At 50.6% G+C, this 25701-nt stretch carries 19 protein-coding genes; 4 read left to right on the top strand and 15 right to left on the bottom strand.

What is annotated here, in order from left to right:
- Positions 1-26: 26 nt before the first annotated feature.
- From ACTNDI_RS10130 to ACTNDI_RS10115, 4 genes are all read right to left on the bottom strand, one after another.
- Positions 27-2744, bottom strand: a complete 2718-nt coding sequence (locus ACTNDI_RS10130) for a glycosyl hydrolase family 95 catalytic domain-containing protein (RefSeq protein ID WP_441100868.1) — start codon at positions 2742-2744, stop codon at positions 27-29.
- 88 nt (positions 2745-2832) lie between these two features.
- The gene (locus tag ACTNDI_RS10125) at positions 2833-3660 is read right to left on the bottom strand and encodes a carbohydrate ABC transporter permease (RefSeq protein WP_441100867.1); all 828 of its coding nucleotides are present in this window, start codon (positions 3658-3660) and stop codon (positions 2833-2835) included.
- On the bottom strand, positions 3661-4542 hold the full coding sequence (locus ACTNDI_RS10120; RefSeq protein ID WP_441100866.1) for a carbohydrate ABC transporter permease: 882 nt from the start codon (positions 4540-4542) through the stop codon (positions 3661-3663).
- A 273-nt stretch (positions 4543-4815) separates the two neighbouring features.
- On the bottom strand, positions 4816-6306 hold the full coding sequence (locus ACTNDI_RS10115) for an ABC transporter substrate-binding protein (protein WP_441100865.1): 1491 nt from the start codon (positions 6304-6306) through the stop codon (positions 4816-4818).
- Positions 6307-6836: 530 nt separating this feature from the next.
- Here ACTNDI_RS10115 and ACTNDI_RS10110 point away from each other — a divergent pair.
- A complete protein-coding gene (locus tag ACTNDI_RS10110) occupies positions 6837-8549 on the top strand; it encodes a histidine kinase (RefSeq protein WP_441100864.1) in 1713 nt (570 codons plus the stop codon).
- The gene (locus ACTNDI_RS10105; RefSeq protein WP_441100863.1) at positions 8546-9313 is read left to right on the top strand and encodes a response regulator transcription factor; all 768 of its coding nucleotides are present in this window, start codon (positions 8546-8548) and stop codon (positions 9311-9313) included. The genes ACTNDI_RS10110 and ACTNDI_RS10105 overlap by 4 nt, the downstream gene beginning before the upstream one ends.
- A 1454-nt stretch (positions 9314-10767) precedes the next feature.
- Here the strand turns inward: ACTNDI_RS10105 and ACTNDI_RS10100 are convergent.
- Positions 10768-13062 (bottom strand): hydratase, encoded by a 2295-nt coding sequence (locus ACTNDI_RS10100; RefSeq protein ID WP_441100862.1) that lies wholly within the window; start codon positions 13060-13062, stop codon positions 10768-10770.
- 345 nt (positions 13063-13407) lie between these two features.
- On the opposite strand from ACTNDI_RS10100, the gene ACTNDI_RS10095 reads away from it, so the two are divergent.
- Positions 13408-13674 (top strand): hypothetical protein, encoded by a 267-nt coding sequence (locus tag ACTNDI_RS10095; protein WP_441100861.1) that lies wholly within the window; start codon positions 13408-13410, stop codon positions 13672-13674.
- Positions 13675-13848: 174 nt separating this feature from the next.
- Here the strand turns inward: ACTNDI_RS10095 and ACTNDI_RS10090 are convergent, their stop codons facing one another.
- Positions 13849-14547: a 5'-methylthioadenosine/adenosylhomocysteine nucleosidase gene (locus ACTNDI_RS10090; RefSeq protein ID WP_441100860.1), complete on the bottom strand. Its 699-nt coding sequence runs from the start codon at positions 14545-14547 to the stop codon at positions 13849-13851.
- A 40-nt stretch (positions 14548-14587) separates the two neighbouring features.
- Positions 14588-16204, bottom strand: a complete 1617-nt coding sequence (locus tag ACTNDI_RS10085; protein ID WP_441100859.1) for an MBL fold metallo-hydrolase RNA specificity domain-containing protein — start codon at positions 16202-16204, stop codon at positions 14588-14590.
- A gap of 424 nt (positions 16205-16628) precedes the next feature.
- Here ACTNDI_RS10085 and ACTNDI_RS10080 point away from each other — a divergent pair, with 424 nt between their 5' ends.
- Positions 16629-17693 (top strand): undecaprenyldiphospho-muramoylpentapeptide beta-N-acetylglucosaminyltransferase, encoded by a 1065-nt coding sequence (locus ACTNDI_RS10080; protein WP_441100858.1) that lies wholly within the window; start codon positions 16629-16631, stop codon positions 17691-17693.
- 416 nt (positions 17694-18109) lie between these two features.
- On the opposite strand, the gene ACTNDI_RS10075 is transcribed toward ACTNDI_RS10080, so the two are convergent.
- From ACTNDI_RS10075 to ACTNDI_RS10040, 8 genes are all read right to left on the bottom strand, one after another.
- A complete protein-coding gene (locus ACTNDI_RS10075) occupies positions 18110-18520 on the bottom strand; it encodes an HIT family protein (protein WP_441100857.1) in 411 nt (136 codons plus the stop codon).
- Between the two features lie 60 nt (positions 18521-18580).
- A complete protein-coding gene (locus ACTNDI_RS10070) occupies positions 18581-19909 on the bottom strand; it encodes a DUF6382 domain-containing protein (protein ID WP_441100856.1) in 1329 nt (442 codons plus the stop codon).
- Positions 19910-20040: 131 nt separating this feature from the next.
- Positions 20041-20505, bottom strand: a complete 465-nt coding sequence (locus ACTNDI_RS10065; protein WP_441100855.1) for a TadE family protein — start codon at positions 20503-20505, stop codon at positions 20041-20043.
- Between the two features lie 177 nt (positions 20506-20682).
- Positions 20683-21102, bottom strand: coding sequence for a hypothetical protein (locus ACTNDI_RS10060; RefSeq protein ID WP_441100854.1), 420 nt, complete (start codon positions 21100-21102; stop codon positions 20683-20685).
- A 69-nt stretch (positions 21103-21171) separates the two neighbouring features.
- On the bottom strand, positions 21172-21873 hold the full coding sequence (locus ACTNDI_RS10055) for a hypothetical protein (protein ID WP_441100853.1): 702 nt from the start codon (positions 21871-21873) through the stop codon (positions 21172-21174).
- A gap of 512 nt (positions 21874-22385) precedes the next feature.
- A complete protein-coding gene (locus tag ACTNDI_RS10050; RefSeq protein ID WP_441100852.1) occupies positions 22386-23933 on the bottom strand; it encodes a DUF5702 domain-containing protein in 1548 nt (515 codons plus the stop codon).
- 113 nt (positions 23934-24046) lie between these two features.
- Positions 24047-24226, bottom strand: a complete 180-nt coding sequence (locus tag ACTNDI_RS10045) for a Flp1 family type IVb pilin (RefSeq protein WP_441100851.1) — start codon at positions 24224-24226, stop codon at positions 24047-24049.
- A gap of 136 nt (positions 24227-24362) precedes the next feature.
- A complete protein-coding gene (locus ACTNDI_RS10040; protein WP_441100887.1) occupies positions 24363-25589 on the bottom strand; it encodes a type II secretion system F family protein in 1227 nt (408 codons plus the stop codon).
- Positions 25590-25701 lie beyond the last annotated feature (112 nt).

The following is a 25701-nucleotide window of genomic DNA, read 5'->3' as shown; positions in this document are numbered from 1 at the left end:
CAGATTACTGTTCCCCCCATCTCCGTTCAGGTTACTGTTCCCCCAACTATGTACGGCAAGGATTTTACAGTCCTCTTGCCCTTTGCAAACTGGCTGTAACAAGGTTTTATCCTGCGAATTTCCAGCCGTTCACCCGGGAAAGTCTCCGCTCTCAGGTACTCTCCTCCGGAAACCTCTCTGCGGCCGGTCTGCAGATGCACGATCTCCGCTTCTTCTCCCGGCCACGGATTCTCAAGTACCAGTTCTCTGCCCGCGTGGCTCAGAATCTGTATCGTTCCGACAATTCCAGCTTCAAGGGAAGCGCTCACCTGAAATGCGCCGTATGCCCAGAGCCTCTCAAAAGAAGCGTTCGGATGACTCTTCACCGGCCACACCCGGAAAATCCGGAGAATGCCCTCGTGACTGAGCAGCATCATCTCCTGCAGCGTATTCGGCACTGTGCTCAGGTTTTCGATTCCATGTGGATTCCGGTTGATATACCCGTTTGGCAGACCACGATGTACGATCCTCTCTTCCAGCTCCCTCCAGATCACCTCCGGATCATAGCCCACGCGGACTGCCGCAGGGAAAAACAGGCAGCTCAGGTTTGTCGCGTTCCATGCGCCGGCCTTTCTGTAGTGCGGATCAGAATCCCCCTGTTCATTGTCCAGGTCATCCGCGCCGGTGTCGTGCGTTTTCCGATATTCCGCCATCTGATTTTCAATAATGGAATGGACATGGACCGTATTCCGCGCCGTCTCGAGCACATCCGGATCGGATCCGAGCCCGATCGCCCCCGCCGGATAAATCTGCATAATATTTCCCGGAAAATGATAGGACCACTTTCCTCCTTTTCCTTCATCGAAAAAGACAGGTTTTTTCATCCATTCCTCCGGAACCAGCTTGCCAAGCGGCACCTCCGCCTCCGCCCAGAGCGTCGGATTCTCCCGGATATCCTCCAGTGTCCCCATCGGATACGGTGCCAGGTGATCCGCGATATCCTCCCAGTGACTCCGGCGTTCCTCATCCAGCCCGAGGTCGCGGCTGATGACCGGAAGAAAACGGAAGAGGCATTTCAGGTATCCGAGACTGTTGACCGGATCCATGGATTCTCCGTTCTTCCGGACATCATCCTCTGTCCGCTCATGCATGCTGTCGTCCCGGATATGCCAATATCCATCTTTTTGAATCAGATCCGCCTCCCAGAAATCCGCGAGGCTCTGGAGAAACGGGTATATTTTTCTCCCGTAATCCCGGTCCAGCGTCAGCGAATACCGCATGATCATATTCGTCGCACCGTGAACCGCCTGTGACTTCATGTGGAGAAGAAGCGCCTCGCTGACCATGCCTTTCGGTCCGAGTCCCAAAGGCAGACAGGTTCCTCCATGCTGATACAGCCTGTGGCTCATCTCCCGCCCGATATCCATCATGGCGAAGTACGGGGCGTCATGGGGATCCGCCTGTGGAAAATGCCCGGAGGCAAGCAAGCCAAGATAGGCCGACTGGTGATTGTAATTTATTTTGTAATTTCCGTTCCAGGCAGGACGGTCAAAGGTGCAGACTCCGAGAATTCCCGGAGGATAATCGGGGTCCCGGCTCAGACTTGCCATCACATACTGGGACAGGTAATAACGCTGCTCCATCATCGGATCGTCCAGACAGATTCCGGACACATTCCAGAAATCTCTCCACCAGCTTCTGTGAAGCTCTCTAAGCTCTGAAATCTCACGGCACGTGATCCACTCCGCTCTGGACGCTGCCATCTCCACCGGGCGCGACACCTTATTCCAGGTGCGCAGAACAAACACATAATCCGCGCTCTCTCCCGGGCGCAGCACCAGAAACGCCGTATCCTCTTGATTGCTGTTTGTATTCCGCACTCCCGATTCATCGTCGTTTGCTTTGACGCTCGATGCGCACCATTTATCTGCATCCGAATTCCTGCTCAGGGCGCAGGATTTACCTACACCCGCATTGCCGCTCCATACGGATGATTTATTCCCGTCTTCACGGTCTTCCGGACGATGAAAGGCACCGCCGAATCCTGCCTTCACCGGAACATCCACCTGCTCCTCGAAGGCCCGGAATCCTGACAGAATCCCGCCAACCGTTTTCTGTTCTTCGATCGTTCTGCCGCACATCATACCGACAGCGGTTCCTCTGAGGTCCGTCCCGCTCTCATTTTTCCCGGACAGATCCACTCCCTTCTCACATCCCATGCCCGGCTCATCCGGAAAACGGAAAAGAGCCTGAATCCGCACCGGGTCCGCCAATTCCGAGTGAAACCGTACCAGAAGAAGATTTTCTGTCGCCGCAACCATGCTTCGTATCGTCAGTTTTCCCTCTGTCCCTAAATCATAGTGCGCCACCGTGACTGCATCCCCGAGCTGCTGTTCGATGCGGCAGGCCGCTCCTTTCAGCTCCGGTATTGAGAACACGAGGCGGCCGACTGGTCTCGGTCCCCCCAGCGTGACCGCCGGTTCCATTGCAGCCGTCGAATTATCATGAAAAAACACCCAGTTCGGATTGCTCTCCATCTGCCAGAAATCATTCGTTGTAACCCAGAACTGCGGATATTCACAGGGGCCCGCAAAGGCCGCCAGCATATCTCCGTTCCCCAGAACCGGAGCGTCGGTTTTTGTCCCGGTATACTGCCAGATTCTCCATCTTCCGTTACCCGACACATCGACATCGCCATCCGGAACCGCCCGCGGAGGCCCGTCATACACAGCCTTGTACCGTTTCACTCTCTCGTAATGATCCATCGAAGTTCTCCCTCAAAATTTTTTCCTGCAATATAAGATAAGCCGGGTGACTGCGCCGCACAAAAAGCACACTCACCCGGCTCCTGCATTAACCCTTGACCGATCCGCCGGTCGTTCCCTCGAGCAGATATCTCTGTCCGATGAAGTATACAATAATAACCGGAATCAGCGTCATCACGATGTCCGCAAACACATAGTTCCAGTACTGCTGGTTTTTCCCGAAGAACTGATATACCGCCATGGTCATCGGGAACAGGCTGCTCTTGCTCGACAAATACAGCGGTGTCAGGAAATCGTTCCAGACGCCCATGAACTGCAGAATGAAGCAGGTGACAATTGTCGGCTTCATCATAGGAAGGTCTACCCGGAAGAACATCTGAAGCGGTCCGGCGCCATCGATCACGGCCGCCTCGTCGATCTCCCTCGGCACCGATTCAACGAAGCTGTATATCGTGAAGATGCAGAACGGAATCATCGAGCTGATGAACACCAGAATAATTCCCAGTCTGGTGTTTGTCAGATGGAACCACTGAAACACACGAACCAACGTTACATAGTTCACCGGAAAGAAAAGTCCGATGATAAAGAAATAGTACAGCCTCCGGTTAATCCGGATCCGGTTTCTGCTGAGAACAAATGCGGCCATTGCACTGATGATGACGCCCACGAAGGTGGCAACCAGCGCGTAAATCATGCTGTTCGCAAATCCGCGGATCAGACCGGCCTTCTGAATGACATCCATATAGTTTCCGAACACCCATGTCGTCGGAAGACTCAGATTCATTCTCGCCGCTTCCCCCTTCGTCTTGAAGGAGTTGATCACCACCATGTAGAGGGGAACCAGAACCAGCAGAGAAAGCACAACACAGACGACCTGCTTGATGATGGTCTGAAGAATTCTCTTAGACTTTCCCATTTATTCTCCTGCCTCCTTTCCGCTCATAACCTTGACAATGATCACACCAATCACCGCGGTAACCGCCAGAAGAATGGTGTTCATGGCTGTGGACATTCCGTACTGGCCACTGCCGTACAACTGGAATACGTAAGTGGTCATGACCTCGGTCTTATGTCCGGGTCCGCCGTTTGTCAATACATAGATGATATCGAAGACCTTCAGACCGTAGGTGATGCCGAATACCAGATTGATCATGATCGGTCCACGCATCATCGGAAGTGTCACATAAGACAGCTTCTTCCAGAAACCGGCACCGTCAATCTCTGCCGCCTCATAAAGGGAATCATCAATCGTATTCAGCCCGGCCAGGAAGATCGTCATGACATAGCCGATACCTCTCCAGGCATCCACCGAAAAGATCGAATTCCACACCATATGAGGATCGGACAGCCACTTCTGCTTCAATACATCGAGCCCAAGAGTCGTGAATGTGCTGTTCAGAAGTCCGGTATTGTAAGAAAAGATCGAGCTGAAGATAATTCCAATGATTACGAAGGGAAGAATGGACGGCAGATAGAATACCGTCCGGTAGAACTTCTTGCCCTTCAGCCTGGAATTCAGAAGAATCGCAAGGAAAAAGGCGGGAATAATTTTCACCACATTGGAGATCAGCGTGAACCGGACCGTATTCCAGAAACCCGCCATGTAATTCTTATTGGATGTAAAAAGGTCGATATAATTCTGCAGACCGATAAAATGAAGTCCGTTCTTCGGCGTCATTCTCCCCCAGTCCGTGAAAGAATAGAATACGCCGAGAATACTTGGAAAAAGGAAAAACACCACATAAATAATCAGCGGCAGAATGACGAACCATCTCGGGTAAATCTTATTTTTATTCATAGTTGCCTCATACTAATTTCTGTCAGCGGCTGCTGCATTTGTTTTCATGCGCTGCGGCAAATCCGCTTTCCCACCATCCGGTTTTATATCCTCTAACGAAGGAGTGTCGCCTGCAGAGGCCCTCCTCAGGCCTCCGGGCGACACTTCATTGTAAACGCTCATACGATGCATTGTGCCACAAACTGTATAAGCCGCGGATTGCTCCGTGCCCCACACGCGGGACATCACTGCCTGCTCAGAGCGTTTTCCTGTTCTCCGTCTGTTTCCGCAGGATTACTTCCATGCGGAATCACCGGCTGTTTTCGCCGATTCTGCACGGTTCGCATCCATATTCTTCAGGACGTCATTAGCCTCCATAGAGCCCTGGCAGAAGGAAATCATATCCGCGCCGAAATCCATCCAATAATCGTTGGTGTACTTGGTGCCGTTCTGAAGTACAGTTACGCCCATCTTATTCGGGTCAACCGAACTCATGAATTCCTTTTCCTCAGGCAGCCAGTGCTGTTCGATATCTACGTTTACATCCAGGTTCGTATACTGCGGAGAATTGTCCAGAATCTCCTGCAGGCTCTCCGGTGTACATACAAACTGGAAGAACGCCTTTACAAGATCCTCATGCTCCGTTCCCTTATAGCCGAACATGGTCGGGCCGGCCGGATTGGTCGGATACCAGGTGTTATCGCCGAGCGGGATCAGGAACATTCCAAACTCATCCTTTGTGCCGGTATCATCCTTGATCTGCTGAATGAAGCTGGAGTTTGCCATTGCCATTGCTGTATTTCTGTCGCCGAACTCATTGCTCAGGTTTGTGGAATCGGTTCCTACCCAATCCTCTCCAAAGTAGCCGTCATCGGAAAGCTCCTTGAACTCATTCAGAACCTCAAGCATCTTCTTGTTGTCTGCAAAGGTTGCCTCGTTGTTGTTCAGCTTGTCATAAAGGTCCGGATCATCCTCGGTGTATACACCGCCGATCTGGAAGAACGCGAGCTGATGCTGCCATCCGTCCGCGCCGGGCATGAACCACGGTGTCTCGACACCAGAATCTTTGATTGTCTTCAGATCCTTTTTCAGCTCATCATAGGTTGTCGGCACCTCGTTAATGCCGAGCTCCTTGAACATGGTCTTGTTGTAAACCATGACATACTCCGGAGAATTATGCCAGATCTGCAGTCCGTAGAGCTTGCCGTCGCTGATACAGGATGCCTGACGGGTCTCCGGCATGACGTTCTGCCAGTCAGCTCCGGTAAAATCGATGCAGTACTCTTCCGGATTTCCAATGTTGGACTCAATGGCTCCAACCGGGTTCGACTGAATCCAGAAAATATCCGGGCAGGTGCCGTTCGCCAGATCCGACTGGAGAATATCCAGATACTGATCGGCCGGAATCGTCTGAAGATCTACGGTGACACCATAGGTATCCTCGAATCTCTGGATCGTCGCATCATAACGGTTGTCCATCCATCCGGCGGATACCAGAATGCTCAACGTCTGACCGTCAAACTGGCCATCATTCGGGATCTCCTTGACCACTACATTGTCGCCGGAAGCCGCGGAAGTCGATGATACTGCCGTTGTCTCCACCGACTCTGTCGCGGATGAAGAAGATGTCGCCGCCGCTTCCTCCGCCGATGAAGAAGCAGCTGCCGCCGTCGATGAAGAAGTCGACGCGTTTGCCGAAGAGGAACTTGTCGAGCTTCCGCAGCCCGCAAACAGCGACGCAGCCATAGCGCCGCACATCAACATAGAGATTACTTTTCTTTTCATACTTTTTCCTCCCTCTCATTGTTGAATAAACTGACGTTTCCACATAACATAATCATAACAAGACAATGCATCCAAAACCATGGATAAAACCTTTCTGCAGTTGAACAAAATTGTCCTGTTTGAACAATTTTCTTCTATTTATTTTCGATTCCATGGCAATAATCACGAATTCCCTGTTCGTAATGGCCCATGTACACATGTGATCCGCTACAATTCCGGGATGATTTTCTGCGTCTGCTCACGGATTTGTCAAGTCCATGTAAAACGTTTATAATATGATGGTAACTTATAAAAAATCTCACTCGAAAGGAAATTATCTGTTGAAAAATCACATCCGGCACAGAAAATCGGAACCGGAAAAAATCCCTCCTCTGTCGGCCTCGCAAGACCAGAAAACAGCAAGAAGGCCCCGGAAGCTGCAGACCAAGCTGTTTCTATATATCCTGCTTCCTCCACTCCTCGTTCTGACCTTCTTTGCGCTGTTTTTTCTCCGATACAACTCGAATATCCTGATCAGCCGAGAGCAGAATATGCTTCAGACGCTCAATTCAACCTTGATGAATGAGACAGAGAAGCAGCTCAAGGACATGGATATGGTATCCTCCAATATAAATTTCTATAACCGCAAGACCAAATTTATGCCTGCCGTTCTGGATTTCAGCGTGACCTCCGATGAAGGCCATGCCTTTCTGGATGTTGTGCAGATGTCGAACGGTCTCGATCTTGACGCAGACCAGGTAAATATCTACGACCTCTATGGGCATGTCATCGAATCCGGGACCATCACCAAAAATGATACCTATTCCGAAAACAATGAAAAATGGCTCGAGAAGGCGGTCCGGCTTCGCGGTTATAAATTCCTGAGCGCGCCCTATGAGACCCGGAAATACTCCGCCGGAGCTTCGAATTCAGCATGGTATCTGTCTCTGTACCGGGCCTCTCTCGACGGCCAGAACCGTGTCATAGGCGGAATTGAAACGGTCAAGAACTGCAAGGTTCTCTTTCATGACATCACAGCTTACCTGAGCAAAAGCTCCACGCAGGCGGATATTTTGATTTTTGATTCGGACGGGACTCTGATTTTTCCTTATGATACAACTGAAAATCATAAAGACATCAGTCAGACCTACTATCAGACTCTTTCCGGCACGAACGACAGCTACGGCATCGGAACCGATCCGGAATCCGGAATCAAATATCAGTACGCCCGGCAGACCTCGACCTACAGCGGCTGGACCTATGTGGCTCTTCAGCAAAACAACGCCATTCTGCGTCCAGTCTACCAGATGCTCCGAGTCCTGATCACGATCACCGGCCTGATGGTGCTGTTTTCCATTATCCTCTCCCTGTATCTGACTCACAACATGGTCAAGCCCATCAAGCATCTGAAGCACGTGATTCAACGGCTGCGTCTGGAAAATCTCGGAGAGGAAAAGCTCGACCATTATGACGCCTCCTATGAGGAGCTCGGTGAGCTGTACCGGGAATTCCAGAAGATGAGTGAATCCCTTCAGCAGTCCCTCGCCGAGCTCGAAATCGCACAGAAGCTCGAGCTGAAATCCCGCGTGATTGCGCTGCAGGTGCAGATGAACCCTCATTTTTATTACAATACTCTTTCCTGCATCAGCATATTGGCGGAAAACGGTCAGAACAAGGATGTCACAAAGCTCTGCCAGACGCTCTCCCGCATCATGCGGTATATCACCAATACCGGCATCACGATCGTTACTGTTGCCGATGAGATTCACTATATTGAAGAGTATATGTACTGCATGAAAGTACGCTATCAGGAGAGTCTGAATTATCACATTGATATTCTCCCCGAAATCATGGAGCAAAAAATTCCCAAGCTCATCATTCAGCCCCTTGTGGAGAACTCCATCAAGTACGGGACCAATTGTCTGCCGCCGTGGAAAATCACCATTACGAGCTTCCGGGACAAATCCATGTGGTATATCCGGGTCACCGATTCCGGAAACGGATTCGGGGAAGAGGTGCTCGATGAACTGAATGAGAAGATCGCCACGATCAACCGCGACCTGAACCACAATCTCACCGATCTCAAAATCGGCGGGCTCGGCATGATCAATGTATATATACGCTGGAAGCTCTACTGCGGAGACGATATTGTCTTTGACTTTGGAAACACAGAAGACGGCCATGCTTATGTGACAATCGGAAGAAAAACGCCGGGCGGCACAGGAAATATGACAATTCCAAAAGAGAAAGGTTTTATATTATGAAATACGGAGTTATTGTTGCGGAAGATGAAATACTGATCCAGCAGAACATCATAAAAAAAATTGAAAATTCAGGAACCGGCTTCACCGTCGTCGGAAAGGCCCAGACGGGCATTCAGGCACTGGAGCTGATCAATGCCTCTAATCCCTATCTGCTCGTGACCGACATTCGAATGCCGGTCATGGATGGTCTGGAGCTGATCGAGCAGGCCCGTGAAAATCACCCGGACCTTGATGTAATCGTCGTCAGCGGATATTCCGACTTTGAATACGCCAAGCGTGCCATACACCTTCAGGTGAAGGAATATCTGCTCAAGCCCGTGGATGAGGATCAGCTTCGGACGGTTTTATCCTCTCTCGCAAACAAATACCGGATGGAAGAACAGGAGCTCGAGAAGAGCTTCTCCTTCGAATTCTCATGCCACTCCTCCCGGGAAATTGCGGAGCTTCTGAAGAATTACCTCACGCGGGAATTTGACCACGACATCAATATGAATCTGATCGCCGAAAAGCTGAACTATAGTCCGAGCTACCTTTCCAAGGTATTTCTGCAGACCTATCACATGCCTCCGACAAAATACCTGATATCCCTTCGAATGCAGAAAGCCAAGAAGCTCATGGATCGAAATCCCGACTATCCCATTCATATAATCGGAGAAGCTGTAGGGTATGACGATCCGGGCTATTTCTCGCGGATCTTCAAGAAATATGAGGGCGTCAGCCCGCAGAAATACCGGGGCGGTTCCACAGCCGACACCCCGGAATAAGAACCCGGGTATCGGGCAGTGCTTCCATGGGTGCCGCGGAATGAAACATCACTGCATTGTTCCAGAGTCACCCTGGACGCCTCGGAATAATAAGTTTACATCGTGCCTCTGCCCGCAAAAACAAATGAAAAGCAGTGGCCGCCTTATCAAATATTCTCTGACAAGACGGCCACTACTGAAATGGTTCAATGCTATTCAATTTTCTACACTTTCTTTATTTAATTTTTTGTACAATCGGACTTATTTAATTTTTCTTTCTAAGGACCTGTTATAAATAATAATGATAAATGGATTTAATTATTTTTCGGTTTCTGAATTACAGCTTATAAAATATTGACTGCTGTCACATCTCTAATCAGTCACATATCTTATCAATTACTGCTATGAATCACATATCCCTCTTTCGTGATTCCTCTTAATTACAGGTATGCTCTCTGTTTCTCTTAAAACAGTGCTTTCAATAAATTCAAAGGAAAGAAACATAAGTACGATAATCTTTATCTGTTCCCTGCGTCGTCAGGATATTGAGCTGTAGATTCTCGCATAGAACTCACGCTCCTGCATTCTCTTCTCTCTATCCCGCTTAGAAAGTTCTGTGAATTCATCGGAATCTCTTCCTCGTTCCGGCCGGTGATATCTGCACGCCTGTCCGAAAATCCCTTCCGATGTTTTGGATATTTCTGTCGCGTCCATGTAATTTCTCGTCTTTACAGGGCTTCGTTTCTTTACACGAATCCTTTGGATGCTTCAGATTTTCCGTGGTATATACTCAATATGAATTGCAAGCTTCACATTACCTTTCATATCATGGGTTCCGGATTATACCAGGAACTCGGTTACTTTCTTCTCTCTTATAAAAGGTCTTCTCTGAGGGAACTGCTTATGCAATACCACTTTCATATTGAGGATGATGTGCCGGTGGAATTCCCATTGGACTGTCCTCCTTCTCTCGTATTTTAATTAAAGATCCGAACTTAACGTTTATCCGATATGATATCAAAGGCCGTTCCCTCTGTTCATGTAATCCTGAATCGGATCTGAATATCAGGACGGAGCTTTTATCGGATTAATTCTGTCGCCCGTTCTTTAATGTGATTAAAGGATAACACAGAGAATCCTATTTGTCAATGCATTTTTAATTTATTATTTACTTATTCTCTCTTTTTCTCATCTTATTTTATTATTTTTGCTTTTTATTCATTCATTTCATTATATTCTGACATATTTCAGTAAAACTCCAGTTTTCATGTTATTGACCAACAATGAGCTCTCTCACCACTAGGCAAGAACATTCACAACGACAACAACTATCGGCATGGAGAGGCACAAAGCAATCCGTGTGCGTGTCCGCGGAGCAACCCGAAGCTTATGTATATTTTGGACGACAAAAAACAAAAAGGTCAGAACCCACACAAAAATCAGGGTTCTGACCTCACATAGCATCGACCGAGTGTTTACTTGTGATTGCGATAATAATTAATCAGGCATCCGTCCAGGATAATCTCTCTCTCATCGTCCGTCAGCTGGCCCAGTCGGAGTTCAAATCCGGTTAACTCTTCATCTCCGACAACATATGCCGTGATGACATCCTCCCTGCTCTCAACTGCCTTCCGAATGTCCGGAACAAACAGATAATCTCCGTTTTTAAACGGAAGACTGCCTGCAGGAATCAGGAACGGAAGCATACCCCAGTTGATCAGATTCGAACGGTATCTCTTCGTCGCGTAATCATTGGCGATATTTGCCCAGCCCCCGAGAACCTTCTGACAGGAAGCTGCCTGCTCACGAGCGGATCCGTCACCCGGTTTTACGGCAAAGATCGTGGAGCCGACTCCCATATTCTGGTGGCAGACATCCGGGAACTTCGTATGGATCACCTTCATAACCGGCTTCAGCTCCGGGAGCGCATCTCCAGCGCAGCCTCCCTCTTCCAGTGCCTTCTGTGCCTTTTGAACCTGCTTTGCCCTTCCTACATACAGAGGATCTTTTCTGGAAAGAGCAAACTCGGCAAGTCTGAGCGGATTGGAACGATAGGAAGAAGTCTCTCCCGATGGAATCAGTTCATCGGTTGTCGTAACCGGATCATGGATCTCCGATACCACCTTGAGAATCAGGTTCTCCGGAAGCGCAGACATCTTCGGCCAGTCCTTGATGTTCGGACCGAACCTCACTTCCACGGTCGGATCCGCGACACCATGGCTGTCAAATACGCGATGCGCGTAGATATTCGAGTCAAAGTGGTAAATCTGATGACGGTATTCACCGGCAAATTCTGTCGCGGGTGTCAGGTATCCTTTATTAGCAGCGGTTGCCGCGATGGACCGCGCGTCCATCAGAGCGACACCGGCAACCTGTCCCTCCTGGACCTTAGAGCCCTCACGGTTCGGGAAATTACGTGTGGAATGACGAATCGAAAGATCTCCATTCGCAGGAGTATCTCCCGCGCCGAAACACGGACCACAGAACGCGGTCTTCACCACAGCTCCCGTTTCCATCAGATCCGCAATCACGCCGTTAGCCGCCAGCTCCTTGTAAATCGGTGCACTTGCCGGATAAATATCCAGCGTAAAATCATCACAGCCGATGTACTGCCCACGCAGAATATCAGCTGCCTGGCAGATATTTTCAAATCCGCCTCCGGCACATCCCGCAATAACTCCCTGATCCACAAGGAGCCTTCCATTGTGTACCTTGTTCCGGAGATTATAATCCACTTTTCCGTTGAATGCCACCTGTGCCCGCTTCTCTACATCGTCCAGGATATCCGGGAGATTCGCGTTGCATTCTTCGATTGTATAGACGTTGCTCGGGTGGAACGGCATTGCGATCATCGGTTTGATCTTATCCAGATCCACATAGATGCAACCGTCATAATAGGCCACCGGGCCCGGGTTCAGCTCGCTGTAATCCTCCGGACGTCCGTGCTCCGCATAGTAGTCCCGGATTGTATCATCTGTCGTCCAGATCGAAGACAGACAGGTGGTCTCTGTTGTCATAACATCAATGCCGATACGGAAATCCGCTGACAGTGAAGCAACGCCGGGTCCTACAAACTCCATAACCTTATTCTTGACATAACCCTTGTCAAATACTGCTCCGATGATTGCGAGCGCAACATCCTGTGGGCCTACCCCCAGCACCGGCGCTCCTGTCATATAGACTGCAACGACTCCCGGCATCGCAATGTCATAGGTCTTGTTCAGAAGCTGTTTCACCAGCTCCGGTCCGCCTTCGCCCATGGCCATGGTTCCGAGAGCGCCATATCGGGTGTGGGAATCTGATCCAAGGATCATTCTCCCAGCTCCGCTGAGCATCTCACGGGCAAACTGATGAATGACCGCCTGGTGCGGCGGAACATACATGCCCCCGTATCTCTTCGCGCAGGAAAGACCAAACATATGATCATCTTCGTTGATCGTTCCGCCAACCGCGCACAGAGAATTGTGGCAGTTCGTAAGCACGTAGGGAATCGGAAATTTCTCCAGTCCGGATGCCCGGGCAGTCTGAATGATTCCTACATATGTGATATCATGTGATGTAAGCTTATCAAATTTGATCTGAAGATTTTCCATGTTGCCCGAGACATTATGTGCCTTCAGGATATTGTATGCCATGGTCTCCTTCTTCGCCTCATCCGCCGGCACAGCTTTTCCGGTTTTCTGCTGAAGCTGTGCGGCAGCGTCCGGTCCATCCGGAATCACGGTTGTTCCGTTTACCAGATACACTCCGCCGTTCTGTAATTCAATCATACCTGATCATTCCTCCTGTTAATCACTCTGATGCCGCGCTGTTCTGCCAGCCCGACCTGTACAGTAACCGACATGATGTAGACAGCGTCACCTACTGTATCCAGCCAGCTGCTCCGCTGCTCCGCAACTCACGCAGCCCTTCAGGCGGCCGGCTTTGTCGGTATGCCGCGCCTTTCGCCCCACTGCTTTACACCTTGTGTGAACGGATATGGCTCACCGCCCGCGCATATTCGCACTTACGTGCCGCTTGCGTGTCACTTCGCTGCTTCACAATGCGGATTGCAAATTCAGTGTTTATCATATATTATTTAGAATAATTTCGCAAGACGGGAGGAAAATTCAAACATGCGTTTCTGGGGAAAAATGATACGAGACAATCATATCCTGATGGATGTGACAATAACAGATGATAGCGAAGAGACAAGGACTCACAAGGTTTTCCATACCCTGGAACAGATCTGCCATGAATGGGATCTGAGTGTGCCCATCTGGCTGGACTCCAACATACGGGAATTCAAGCGAACCAAAAAGGTACGCTTCACACAGGACAGCTTTGTCGGAGAAGAAATTTCCTTTGATTTTCTGGAGCTTCAGGTTCTGGACGAAGACTGAAAGAGCCGCAGGCCCCTGAAGGCCGCGGCTCCCTGCTCTGTCCCGGATTCTGCGGATTCCTCCGCAAGCTTATATATCAATCAAATAGTCATTCCGGACTGTACCGGTTCAGATTCTGCGGATTCCTCCGCAAGCTTACATATCGACCGAATGGTCATTCTGAACTGTTCTGGTTCAGATTCTGCGGATCATCCCGCGCACAAGGCGCACACAGTGTCTCACGCAGTCTTCGGTAAAGGTGTTGTCATCCGCTACAGCGCTTCCGTCGGCCTTATCGGAGATCACGCGGATGATCAGAAACGGAACCCCGTTTCTCCACGCAGTCTGGGCGATGGATGCCCCCTCCATCTCTGCGCAGTATCCATGAAAGTTCTCCGCGAGTCTTGTCTTCACCTCATGATCCGAAATGAACTGATCACCGCTGACTACCGTTCCGCGGAAGGTGTGAATCTCGGGGTTCACCTCCGCATTTACCTCTTCTGCCAGCCCGATCAGCTTCTCATCACCCGGAAAACGGTAGACGTCCATGCCGGGAACCTGTCCCGGCTGGTAGCCCCATACTGTTGCGTCCATGTCATGCTGCACGGCCTCGGAAGACAGAACAATGTCTCCGATATCAATTTTGTTCTGAAGGCTTCCCGCGATTCCTGTATTGATTATATAATCTACATGAAAATCATCCACCAGAATCTGTGTGCACATTGCGGCATTTACCTTTCCGACACCGCTCTGCACCACAACGGCAGGTTTTCCTTCAAGAACGCCGCGGTAAAACTTCATTCCTGCCTTTTCCCGGATGTCGGTCTCACTCATCAGGTTCTTCAGCTCTGCTACTTCCGATTCCATAGCTCCGATAATTCCAATTAAACTCATAAAATATTCTCCTGTTATATTGATTTGCCTCTCGGCACACTCATCTGTCCCATTTGTCACAGAGAGCATTGATCTGGTCCGTAAACTTCGCCAGATCCTTATTCGCGCCTCCCTCATTCCGGCGAATTACCGCCAGAAGTCTCTGACCCGCTCCAACAAGGCGCTCATAAACGGCGGCAGCCCTGCGGTGGGACGCCTTTCCGCATCCACCGGATTCCTTCGAAATTAGAACACCCGCGGGCGCTTCAACGATCTGCCCTGTGGCGAGATCGAATACCGTTCCGCTGAACGGCGCATAGGAATCATACCCGAGTTCCTTCCGCAGCCGCTCCGCAAAAATCTCTGTCACAGCATCTTCTCCATGACACACAAACACCTTTGCCGGTTTTTCCGTGAACGCGGAAGCCCATCTCATCAGTCCCTCGTTATCCGCATGGCCACTGATCCCGGGCAGGACCTGAATGTGTGCCCGTATCGCTATCTCCTCGCCGAACAGCCGGATACTCTCCGCCCCGTCAACAATAGCGCGGCCGGGGGTGCCCACAGCCTGGTAGCCCACGAACAGTACCGTGCACTCCGGTCTCCAGAGGTTATGCTTCAGGTGATGCTTCACACGTCCGGCATCACACATACCGCTGGCGGATATGATTACCTTCGGAGTCTCGTCAAAATTGATCGCCTTTGAGTCCGCTGCGGTAATTGACGTCTTCAGATTTGAGAAGGCTATCGGATTGATCCCCTGTTTGATCAGCCTTCCCGCTTCTTCATCATAGCATTCTGCGGGGTGTCTCTGGAAAACGGTTGTCGCCTCAATTGCGAGCGGACTGTCCAAATACACCGGAAAATCGCCATGTCCGCGCACCATCTGGTTTTCCTTGATCTGCCGGATAAAATAGAGCATCTCCTGCGTTCTGCCGACTGCGAAGGACGGAATCACCACATTGCCGCCCCGGTCAAAGGTCTTCTGGATCACGTCTGCGAGTGATGATACGTAATCCGGAACCGGACCGTGACTCCTGTCTCCATAGGTAGATTCCATGATAACATAGTCCGCCTCATGAATATACTGAGGGTCGCGGATGAGCGGCTGATTCAGATTCCCGATGTCTCCGGAAAAAACGAGCTTCCGGGTGATCTCTCCCTCCGTCAGCCACATTTCAATACTGGCAGAGCCGAGCAGATGTCCGGCATCGATAAACCGGATTTTGATCCCCTCTGCCGGACAGAGAATCTCATTATAAGGTTTTCCGACAAGCAGGTCAATCGCGCCGATGGCATCCTTCATCGTATATGGCGGCATATACGTTTCCTTCCCGGCCCGTTTTCCCTTCCGGTTTCTCCATTCAGCCTCGAATTCCTGAATATGCGCGCTGTCGCGGAGCATAATGTCGCAAAGATCCGCTGTTGCCTCCGTCGTGTATATCGGTCCCCGGAATCCTCTCGAATAAAGAACCGGAAGGTTGCCCGAGTGATCGATATGCGCGTGCGTCAAAAGCACAAAATCGAGCTCTGACGCCGGGATCGGAAGCGGTTTGTTCTCGTAGATATTTTTTCCCTGTTCCATCCCGCAATCAACAAGAAACCTTCTTCCGGCCGCCTCAAGATAATAACAGCTGCCGGTCACCTCATGTGCTGCCCCCAAAAATGTAAGTTTCATAAACAATCCCCCAATCCGCAGCTTATAGAACCAATAAGAAACCTGATGCGAATGCTGATTCAATTATAATCTACTGCCCACCGCATTTACAAGAGGATGTGAATACCTGTCAGCGGCGCAGAAGCTGTGAAGCTACAAAGTAACGCGGGACATTTATATACATTGTGATACCCTCTTGAGGGGCATGGTGATGATCTGCTCGTGACTTGTCTGAGCTGTTACGCGCGAACAGAGACAAATCGTTGCATACAGTAACTGGACCGATATGATGTCTGCGGAATAACAGGAGCGGTATGGCCTCCGCGGAATGGCAGGACCGGTATGATCGCCGGGAATTGATTTCTTTCATAAAATCAGCTAGAATGCTTCTGAAAGGAATACAATCTGTTCCGATATTACTCACAGCATCTATGGAGGCCAATTGATGAAGCACATCGTTCTCACAGGCGGCGGTACCGCCGGTCATGTAACTCCGAATATAGCCCTGATTCCAGGCCTGAAGGAACTGGGATACGAGATTTCCTACATCGGTTCCTACAACGGAATTGAAAAGAGCCTGATTGAGGCCGAGGGGATTCCCTATTACGGAATATCTACCGGAAAACTGCGCCGATACATCGATCCCAAGAATCTGTCGGATCCCTTTCGTGTGGTGAAGGGCATCTTTGAAGCAAGAAAACTGATGAAAAAAATTCGTCCGGACATTGTGTTTTCAAAAGGCGGTTTCGTAGCAGTCCCGGTCGTCCTCGCGGCGAAACACTGCAAGGTTCCGGTAATCATTCATGAATCGGACATGACCCCAGGTCTCGCAAATAAAATATGCATTCCCTATGCTTCCAAGGTCTGCTGCAATTTTCCGGAGACGCTCTCTAGCCTGCCTGAAGGCAAGGCTGTTGTTACCGGTACGCCGATCCGGAAAGAATTGAGAGAGGGCAGCGCAGAGCGCGGCTATTCCTTCACCGGTCTTTCCCACGATAAGCCGGTCATTCTCGTGATGGGCGGAAGCCTTGGATCCGTGAATGTAAACAACCATGTCCGCGAAGCTCTCCCGGAACTCCTGAAGCAATATCAGGTTGTGCATCTGTGCGGCAAGCGAAATCTCGACCACTCTCTGGATTATACTGATGGATACCGCCAGTATGAATATATCAAGGAAGAGCTGCCCGATCTTTTCGCTATGGCGGATCTGATCATCTCCCGCGCGGGAGCAAACGCAATCTGTGAAATCAGCACCCTTGCCATTCCGAATCTCCTCATTCCGCTTTCCGCGAACGCCAGCCGCGGCGACCAGATTCTGAATGCGCGTTCTTTTGAAAAGCAGGGATACAGCGAGGTAATCGAAGAGGAAAATCTGACCAAAGACACTCTCCTCTCCGCCGTACAGAAACTTCATGACAACAGGGATACCTATATCTCCGCAATGAAGAACAGCAAACATACCGATTCGATTCAGATGATCCTGAATCTCATCCGGGAATACACAAAATAGCCGAACAGACGACAGCCGGAAATATAAACTCCCCTCCCAAAACCCATGAAGGGACGAGTAAGCGATGGAAGATCGTATTGACGGCAGTCGGATATATAAACTTCCCTCCCAAAATCGCCCGCACGTCGAGGATAAGACAAGAGGGAAGTCGGGCCGGTGAGGGAACCACCGGACCGATAAAGAGAAGAAATCCCCTGATAGGGCGAGCCTGACACGGCCGGTATTATTTTTCCCGCCGTGTCAGGCTCTTTTTTCATTCATGTCTCAAAAGGTTCTGCCGGAAACAGTCTTCTGTCATGTTGTCTTTCGCTCAGAAGCAGTCTTCTGTCACGTCGCCTTTCGCTCAGAAGCAGTCATCCGCCACGTTTGTTTCTCTCGGGATCAGTCATGTTCCTTCATTCCAGATGAACGAAGCCTTACTTAAGATCCTTTGCCTTCTCCAGAATCTCCTTCTTAGCCTCGTCTGTCAGCGTTCCCGGCTTCCATGTAACACCGGCTCCGTCCCCGTTGTATCTCGGGATCAGGTGAATGTGAAAATGAAATACGGTCTGTCCGGCAGCTTCTCCGTTGTTCTGAACCACATTATAGCCATCACACGGAAGCGCCTTCATCATAAAGGTCACGATCTTCTTCGCGAGCACAGCCGCTCTGGATAAGAGATCCTCCGGAATCTCCGTAATATCAGCGTAATGCTTTTTCGGAAGAATAAGCGCATGTCCCTTCGTCGCCGGTCCGAGATCCAGAATCACCCGGAAATCATCATCTTCATAAATTGTCGCCGACGGAATCTCGCCTGCTGCGATTTTACAGAAAATACAATCATTCATGATATTGTCCTCCCTGTCTGTTTGCATGAATTCAATATACATCCCTGTATACCTGCTTCATTATACACTTTCCGGCGGCGGTTGAACAATCCCTGCCCTGTGATACGTAAAACACTGATCCGAAAAACGCAGCCGGTCGCCGTCTTGAAGCGGATATGCCTCTCCGGAAACGAGCAGCTCGCCGTTCCGGAAGGTTCCGTTTTTGGAGTTCAGGTCGATAATCCAGTAACCATTTTCCCGATACACAAACCTGGCATGTATTCTGCTCACGGTTGGCACATTCAGAATCAGATCCGCAGATTTTCTGCTCTTCCCCAGAATATGGTTCCTCTTCCACAGTTCAAGCCTGTCTGTCCGGACGTTTCCGCTCCCGCCTCCTGAATCCTGTTCCCGGCCTTCCGGCAGCAGAAGGGCCTGAGCCCTCCGTTCCTCTCTCTCCTGCTTTCCCGATGCCAGAAGTACGGTTTCCTTCCAGCCGTCCTCATCGTCAGCGACATGATCGGCACTCCTTTCAGATCTTCCGGTTGATAATCTGCCTGCCATTTCTACCGGTAATTTTCCGGAAATTGCATCCACCTCATTTGCATGGGAATCCTCCGACTGGTTCGCCTGCTCCTGCCTTTTCCCATCCGGGAAAAAATCACGCATGATTGCCGCTCCCTCTTCATCATTTTTCCCTTTTTCCCGTCTTCTGCGTGAAAACCAGTTTCGAATCCCTGCAAACAGACCTTCCCCGGAACTTTTTTCATCTTCCTCAAAAAATTCATCCAGGATTCTTTCCCGCTTTTCCCGTCGTTCTCTTTCTTCCTCTTCTGACACTCCCTTGCTCTCCGGCACCGGATCCGGCCGGCATTCCTCAATAAGTTTCTGAAACTCCCCGGCTGAAATGTTTCCCTCCGCCGCCTTCTGGTAAAAGGCATAGCCCATGATCACCGATTTCTTGTCCCCGTGATCCAGATGCGGAAGAATCATTTCTCCGAGTCTTTTCATCTGCTCGGAAAAAGGCTCTTCTTCATCCGGATAATATATAAAGTAGATCCGCGTTCTCTCCGCATTGAGAAAAATAAGCTCCGGACTCATCTGTATCCCGTTTTCATCCAGAAGAAATTCCTCAAGATTTCCGATTGCTGCCAGTACAGAGGAATACAGCTGTTCCAGAAGCTGTCCCGTGATCTTCTCGGTCTCCAGAATATCCTCCAGTGTCTGCATCGAGGTCACATCATAGAGGTACCTTGTGCTCGAATCAATTTCCTGAATGTGACAATCCAGAAAACCCGGTATATGATTCTCTGTCAGCATTCTGACCGTATAGCTGTGAACGTCCGGAGTCTTTCCGTCTGAAAGGATCCTGTAATTGTGATAAATATCCCGACTGCTCTCGATTTTCATCCTCTCGCCCCCTTTTCTGCGGATCATCCAGTAAACGTCCATACGATAAGTCGTGCCACAAACTGTATAAGCTGCGGATTACTCCGTGCTTCGCACTCCCGCAATCCACAGGTGCCACATTTATTCGTGTTTTATCTCCCGAGAGCTTTCCTTACGGTTCTGGAAGCCCTGAGCTCTTCGACCGGGGTTACCTTATCCACATCCGCGCTGACCGACAGATTGAAAATATCCTGAAACGCCGCGAAGGTTTGATTGGAGAAGGAGACCGACGTTCCTCCCCTTCTGCAGCTGACATCAACCGCCGGTCTCGAAGCCGGTATAACCTGCGCATCCATTCTCTCCTCCGCCTTTCTTGCCGCCACACTCTGCGCGTCGATATCCCGGTCATACCGGCTGTTCCCGGCAAGACACACCTCCGCTGCCGCCGCCAGATACCAGTTCCTGTTATGCACGTAGAAACACAGAACAATAAGCACCGCCGTCACCAGCACCGTCACCGGAACAATAACCGACGCCTCCACCGTCATGCTTCCCCGCGCGAACCATGCTGCCTTCTCACGCACGGCAGCATACTTCCGATTCTTCTTTCTGCTCACATTTTTCCTCCTCGTCACCTGACTGCTCCCGCAGGCAAGCTCTGGGGTTCTGATTGCCAGGTGCAGCTTGTAATTGTACATTCTTTGAACGCCTTGGACTTACAAGTGTGAATCTGTTTGGATCACCACCTTCATTACCATTCCTCCCTTGAATATCTGTCATTTAGGAAATCTCTTTCATTGACGGCCAAACCACACGGATCCGGAAAAAACGCCCGAAACAAGCAATATCATAAACGACAGCCATAGAAACGGGACAAACGGCAGCGTGACTTTCCCGTCCGAACGTGCCGCCTTCACAATAACTCCTGTCAGAAGCACTCCGATGATTGCAGGAATAAGAATCCTGCACACGGCAATCAGGTCGCTCCACGCTCCACATGCGAGAAGGACAATGCCATCTCCCCCGCCCACCCTTTCCTTTGTCAGAACGGCTGCCAGCAGAAAAAGAAGCCCCGGGAACAATGCAGTCAGATCGACGCCTTTACGCGCGATGATACCGGCCAGAAGCAGCAGAAGCGTAAAGCCTGGAAAAATCCGACGTGTTTTCAGATCCAGCAGACCATTTACCGTCAGAATCAGCAAGATCATTCCCACACTCCAGCACCTCATTCCGACTCTCCTCTGCCTTTTCCAATGCTTTTACACAGGCCCCGCTCTCCCGCTTTACGCTGCTTCTGCTCTGTCCTTTGCCGCACATCGACTGCAGATATGCATTCCTTCCGCCTCCGAAGCCGGCACAAGATGAACCTTTCTCGTAAGCCCGCTGCAACGCGAAGAATTGTGATAACACTCTCCCTCTCCGGTAATATAGACAAGACCGTGCATCCCTCCCCTGCCGACACATTTCTCACACGCGTGATACCGTCCCCCTCCGGCATTTCTCATCCCCGGAACCAGCGCCGCAGGCACTCGCCGTATCTGAAGCTCCAGATACGTACATTCCGAACGGGTGTGATAGACACTTCCGTATTCTGTCACATAAACGAGACGATTTTCCTCCTCGGAAGGAAGTCCGCTGTTCTCCTCGGGATCTCTTCCCGTCCATGCATGAACTCTCCCTCTTACAGCAACGCTTCTTCCCGGAATCGGAACCGGAAACCATTCCGGCTTGTAATAGACCGGCTCACACAGATCAATGACAGCCGGTCCCGCATAAGAACCGGTCAACCCCGTAACCGCCCCTGCTTTTTCGACCGCTTCCTGAAGATGAATCATCCTTTTCACATACATCCCGTAAATATCCATCATGCAGATCAGTGACGTCACGCAGAGAAAAAACAACGGAACCGACCATGCCGCTTCCACGGTCAGACTTCCCCGTCTCCACCTGTCCTTTTTTCTCTCTGTTTTTGCTTTTGTTTTCATTTTTATCCCCTGCCAAAAAAATCTATGCGGTTGCCTGAAAATCCGTGCTTCTGGGTGAAAGAATCCATCCGGTCAGCGAAACCTTCTGATCCACTCACACGAAGTGGAAAGCGGTGGACGAGCGCCGCGGCAGACCGGTGAAGTTGGTCACAGCGGCAGCTGCGAGAGTTGCGAAGCAACGGAGTAGCTGGTTTATACAGCTTGTGGCGCCCCTCTTGCGGGGCATGGTTGTTTTCTGTACGGAATCCGCCGGGCTGCCTCCCGAATACGTTCAGATCCGGAAATGCATTCGCAGAATTATCTCATGTCCTTTCTTATAGTATAGTAATCATTCTTTTGTCGTTTCGGGTGTGGGGATTTTGGACCCTCCCGCAAAGCGGGAGACACCCCGCCGGATTCCGTATGGTTTGCAGGCTGCATATCATACCCATAGCTTCTCTCCCCGGTATGGTTAGCAAGCTACCAAGCTACATATCATACCCGCAGCTTCTCTCCCCGGTATGGTTAGCAAGCTACATATCATACCCGTAACTTCTCTCCGCGGTATAGGTATTGGTACCGACGGAGGTTCCGATTTCGACATTCACGGCATCGATACAGTGATCCAGACGGAAGTTCTTCTTCCCCTCATGGGTTCGGATATTGAGTTCCGTCAGATCCATGATTCTCTCCGTCAGCTTTTCCGTTCCTTCGCCCAAAAGCAGAATTCTCAGATAGTCCCTGTATTCCAGACCGGTCAGAGAGGATTTTCTCTCATTTCCTGCCGCAGATGTGAATCTCCCGATATTTTCGATTGACAGCTGCCAGGATTCCGCCGTCTTTACGAGCGGTATTTTTCCGCCCTGAGTCAGAACCTGAAGATCCAGAACAGACTCTCCGTACGCCCACGCCACCCGGATCGCAAATGCCAGAACAGGCGCAAGCTCCGGGTTCAGAAGTCCTGCGCTGATTCCGGCTGCCAGCAGATCCGCCTGTGCTCTTTTATCCGGGTCTGTCATCAGAAAAATCATATTGGACGCCGCTCTTAGAACCTGCATCTTCGAAAGTACCAGTTTCAGATTGTCCCGGTCATTTCTCCTCCCGCCTATCGCGTACTCTGCCTGGTATAAAAGCGGCTTCTGCTGTTCTCCGTCTTGAAAGCACGGAAAGTCCTCGATCAGAAATTCCTGGATCAGAAGTTTTTCCATCGGTCCTTCCCATTTCGAAGGCGTCATCCCCATCCCCAGAGAATGTTCTCTGTCGCTCAGCAGTTCTCCTGCTCCAATGCTTTTCCGGGAAAGACCGGGTTCATTTTCTCCGAACACAAGCTTCAGCAGGCCTTTCCCCCGGAGGAGCTGGTAAGAAAGAAGTGGGTTCTCCCAGACCGGCACGACATTGCCGCCGAATCCCTCTGCGATTTCTTCCGCCGAGATTTCTTCCGATTCTTCCCCGCTCTGTTCGACCGAAGGCACCGGACGGCACAGCCCCTCGGCAACATCTCTGTCATAATACTCCTGCGCATTTTCCGTCCGGTACGTTCCGGCCTGCTTTTTCAGCCCGTCCGCCTTTTCTCCATCCTCATATATTCCCTCTGATATTTTTTTCAGCAGTTCCGCTCCGGCCTGGAGCTTCATCTGTTCACACACCTGCCTTCGAAAGGCGGTATTTTCCTGATCGGTCGCCAGGACATAACCCGTCACCGAGCAATTTTCTCTGTTCAGCCGGATGCTCAGCAGATTTCCTCCTCCCGTCAGGTTATTCTTCGTCGGATCCAGGACATACTCCGAGTACGTCTCCGTCTCCCGGAGCACCTCATCCAGACGGAGACCGGATGTCCCGTACCCTCCGTCCAGAAACAGCAGTCCATAATCCTCAAACAGCTCGCGGTCGTACTGCGCAAATACCGAATACAATCCCTGCTCCAGGGCACTGGCAGTCGCGGCTCTCGCCGCAGCCTGCCGCATGGACTTCAGTCCCGCAAAAATCAACCCCAGGAGAACCAACAGCAGCATGCTGACAAACAGTGTGATACTGCCCCGGCTCATCCTCTCTCTTCGGTTATCCGTTAACAATTTCCGCATCTTGCCCCTCATCGCTCTTCCTCCGGTTATCTGTTAGCAATTCCCCGCTCCGTATTGTTCTTTCTGCGTTTTTCCGCTAACAATCACCGCGTGCCGTCCATCATCGATCCCCCTCAGATCCCCTGACTTTTACTTGTAATCTTGCTCAGAATACTAGACACCAGACTTGTCAGCTGACTCTTGAAGATAATCACAAGTCCAATCAGCACCACAATGATCAGTATGATTTCCACCGTGCTGATTCCATCTTCTTCCATCAAAAAAGCCCTCAGCATCTTTCGCAGTTTTTTCATTTTGTCCTCCTTTTCTCAGAGATACTTTCCCCTGGCTTTGTTCATGTTCCCGTAGATACTTCTTCCATGCTTTGTGCACATTGGTGGCGTACCGCCTGCGGGGCATGGCGTTTTCCTGAATCTCATCCGGATTTCGTCAGAGCTGCATTGTCGCCGGAATGATGATGATAAGCAGTACAATTCCAAGCATGACAAACATCGGAAAGACCATGCGTATGGCAGCCCGGTCTCCCTCCGCTCTTGCGCGTCTTTTCCGGGTCTCAAATGCTTCCTGCACTTCTTTTTCAAGCATCCCTGACAGCTGGCTGCCTCCCTTTTTCTGGCTCTGGGCGAGAAGCAGAGCCAGCTTTCTGTACTCCGGTGTGCCGCATCTCTCTCCGAAGTGTGTCAGAGCGTCCTGCTCATACACCCCATTATTCATTTCCGCCACGGTTATGCCGACTTCTCGGTACTCCCTTCCAAGTCTCTCCATCGCCTTTCTCACGCTGAGGCCCGCTGCCGTAAGCAGCTGCAGCTTGCTTACCAGTTCCGGATACTGACTGGTGAGGAGCTTCCTTCGTTTCTGTTCTGCTTTCTCCTTTCTGTCCTTTCCCGCAAAAAAAGGAGCAATTCCAACCAGAAGAATGATCATGCAGAGATAAGCTCCCTTATGACTGATTTTCCTGTACCAGGTCAGCTTCTCTCCGTCCGCCCGCTCCGGAAGCAGGTATTCCTCCGACAGATCTCTTCCATTCTTTGCGGCTCTCTCATTCAGCGCTTCACTTTCCTTCTGAATTCTTTCCTGTACCGCCTCCTTTTCTCTTGAGGGATATACAGTCATCACCCTCTGATATTCTTCCTCTTTTCCGGACAGAGAAAGTTTTCCGGTTAATGTCACCTTATCTCCGACCTCCGGAATCTCCGGAGAGAGAACGCCCTCCCAGCTGACGAGATCCGGGCGGTCCGTAGACCACTCCACCGTCATCGACGGGTTCGTAAAGTTCTCCGGAAGTTCCAGGTTCCACTCAATCCGCCCGAAATCTGCATTCTTTCCCAGAATCCTCTCGTCCAGTGCCTGCATCTCCTTCCGGATCTCTGCTTCCGCTTCCCGAGACGAATAACTCTGTTGCGGTATCTCAATTGTGATTTCCTCTTTTTCGCCCCTTCCGGACGCGACGGCCAGCTCCACCTGTTCTCCCGCAGCTTCCCCCGATGTTCTCCTGACGGATTTCACCGTTTCCCAGTCTCCCTCCCGTATCTCCCGGAAGACCACCACTCCCGCAGCCGCGGTACTGATGATTAAAATCAGAAAAAAGACGCCGGATATTTTCTGATGACGGAAAAGCCAGATGACAGCCGCTGCTGTAGCTGCCGGAAGCACCATTTTTATCAATTCTGCCTCCTTTCCCACACCACATACTTATACAATGCTCCTGCCATTAGCTGACCTTATACAGTGTGTGACACAACTTATCGTACAAGGGTTTACTTCATGC

The organism is Bilifractor sp. HCP3S3_D3, assembly GCF_052063915.1.
Classification (GTDB): domain Bacteria; phylum Bacillota; class Clostridia; order Lachnospirales; family Lachnospiraceae; genus Bilifractor.
Note: the sequence above shows the minus strand (reverse complement) of the source record. Positions and strands in the feature narration are given on the sequence as shown.

Excerpts from the sequence above, each read along its gene's own strand:
- ACTNDI_RS10100 (WP_441100862.1), bottom strand. The coding sequence starts at position 13,062 with ATGATTGAATTACAGAACGGCGGAGTGTATCTGGTAAACGGAACAACC.
- ACTNDI_RS10125 (WP_441100867.1), bottom strand. The coding sequence starts at position 3,660 with ATGGGAAAGTCTAAGAGAATTCTTCAGACCATCATCAAGCAGGTCGTC.
- ACTNDI_RS10115 (WP_441100865.1), bottom strand. The coding sequence starts at position 6,306 with ATGAAAAGAAAAGTAATCTCTATGTTGATGTGCGGCGCTATGGCTGCG.
- ACTNDI_RS10075 (WP_441100857.1), bottom strand. The coding sequence starts at position 18,520 with ATGAATGATTGTATTTTCTGTAAAATCGCAGCAGGCGAGATTCCGTCG.
- ACTNDI_RS10050 (WP_441100852.1), bottom strand. The coding sequence starts at position 23,933 with ATGCGGAAATTGTTAACGGATAACCGAAGAGAGAGGATGAGCCGGGGC.
- ACTNDI_RS10120 (WP_441100866.1), bottom strand. The coding sequence starts at position 4,542 with ATGAATAAAAATAAGATTTACCCGAGATGGTTCGTCATTCTGCCGCTG.
- ACTNDI_RS10105 (WP_441100863.1), top strand. The coding sequence starts at position 8,546 with ATGAAATACGGAGTTATTGTTGCGGAAGATGAAATACTGATCCAGCAG.
- ACTNDI_RS10110 (WP_441100864.1), top strand. The coding sequence starts at position 6,837 with ATGCTTCAGACGCTCAATTCAACCTTGATGAATGAGACAGAGAAGCAG.
- ACTNDI_RS10090 (WP_441100860.1), bottom strand. The coding sequence starts at position 14,547 with ATGAGTTTAATTGGAATTATCGGAGCTATGGAATCGGAAGTAGCAGAG.
- ACTNDI_RS10080 (WP_441100858.1), top strand. The coding sequence starts at position 16,629 with ATGAAGCACATCGTTCTCACAGGCGGCGGTACCGCCGGTCATGTAACT.
- ACTNDI_RS10055 (WP_441100853.1), bottom strand. The coding sequence starts at position 21,873 with ATGAAAACAAAAGCAAAAACAGAGAGAAAAAAGGACAGGTGGAGACGG.
- ACTNDI_RS10070 (WP_441100856.1), bottom strand. The coding sequence starts at position 19,909 with ATGAAAATCGAGAGCAGTCGGGATATTTATCACAATTACAGGATCCTT.
- ACTNDI_RS10095 (WP_441100861.1), top strand. The coding sequence starts at position 13,408 with ATGCGTTTCTGGGGAAAAATGATACGAGACAATCATATCCTGATGGAT.
- ACTNDI_RS10045 (WP_441100851.1), bottom strand. The coding sequence starts at position 24,226 with ATGAAAAAACTGCGAAAGATGCTGAGGGCTTTTTTGATGGAAGAAGAT.
- ACTNDI_RS10130 (WP_441100868.1), bottom strand. The coding sequence starts at position 2,744 with ATGGATCATTACGAGAGAGTGAAACGGTACAAGGCTGTGTATGACGGG.
- ACTNDI_RS10040 (WP_441100887.1), bottom strand. The coding sequence starts at position 25,589 with ATGGTGCTTCCGGCAGCTACAGCAGCGGCTGTCATCTGGCTTTTCCGT.
- ACTNDI_RS10085 (WP_441100859.1), bottom strand. The coding sequence starts at position 16,204 with ATGAAACTTACATTTTTGGGGGCAGCACATGAGGTGACCGGCAGCTGT.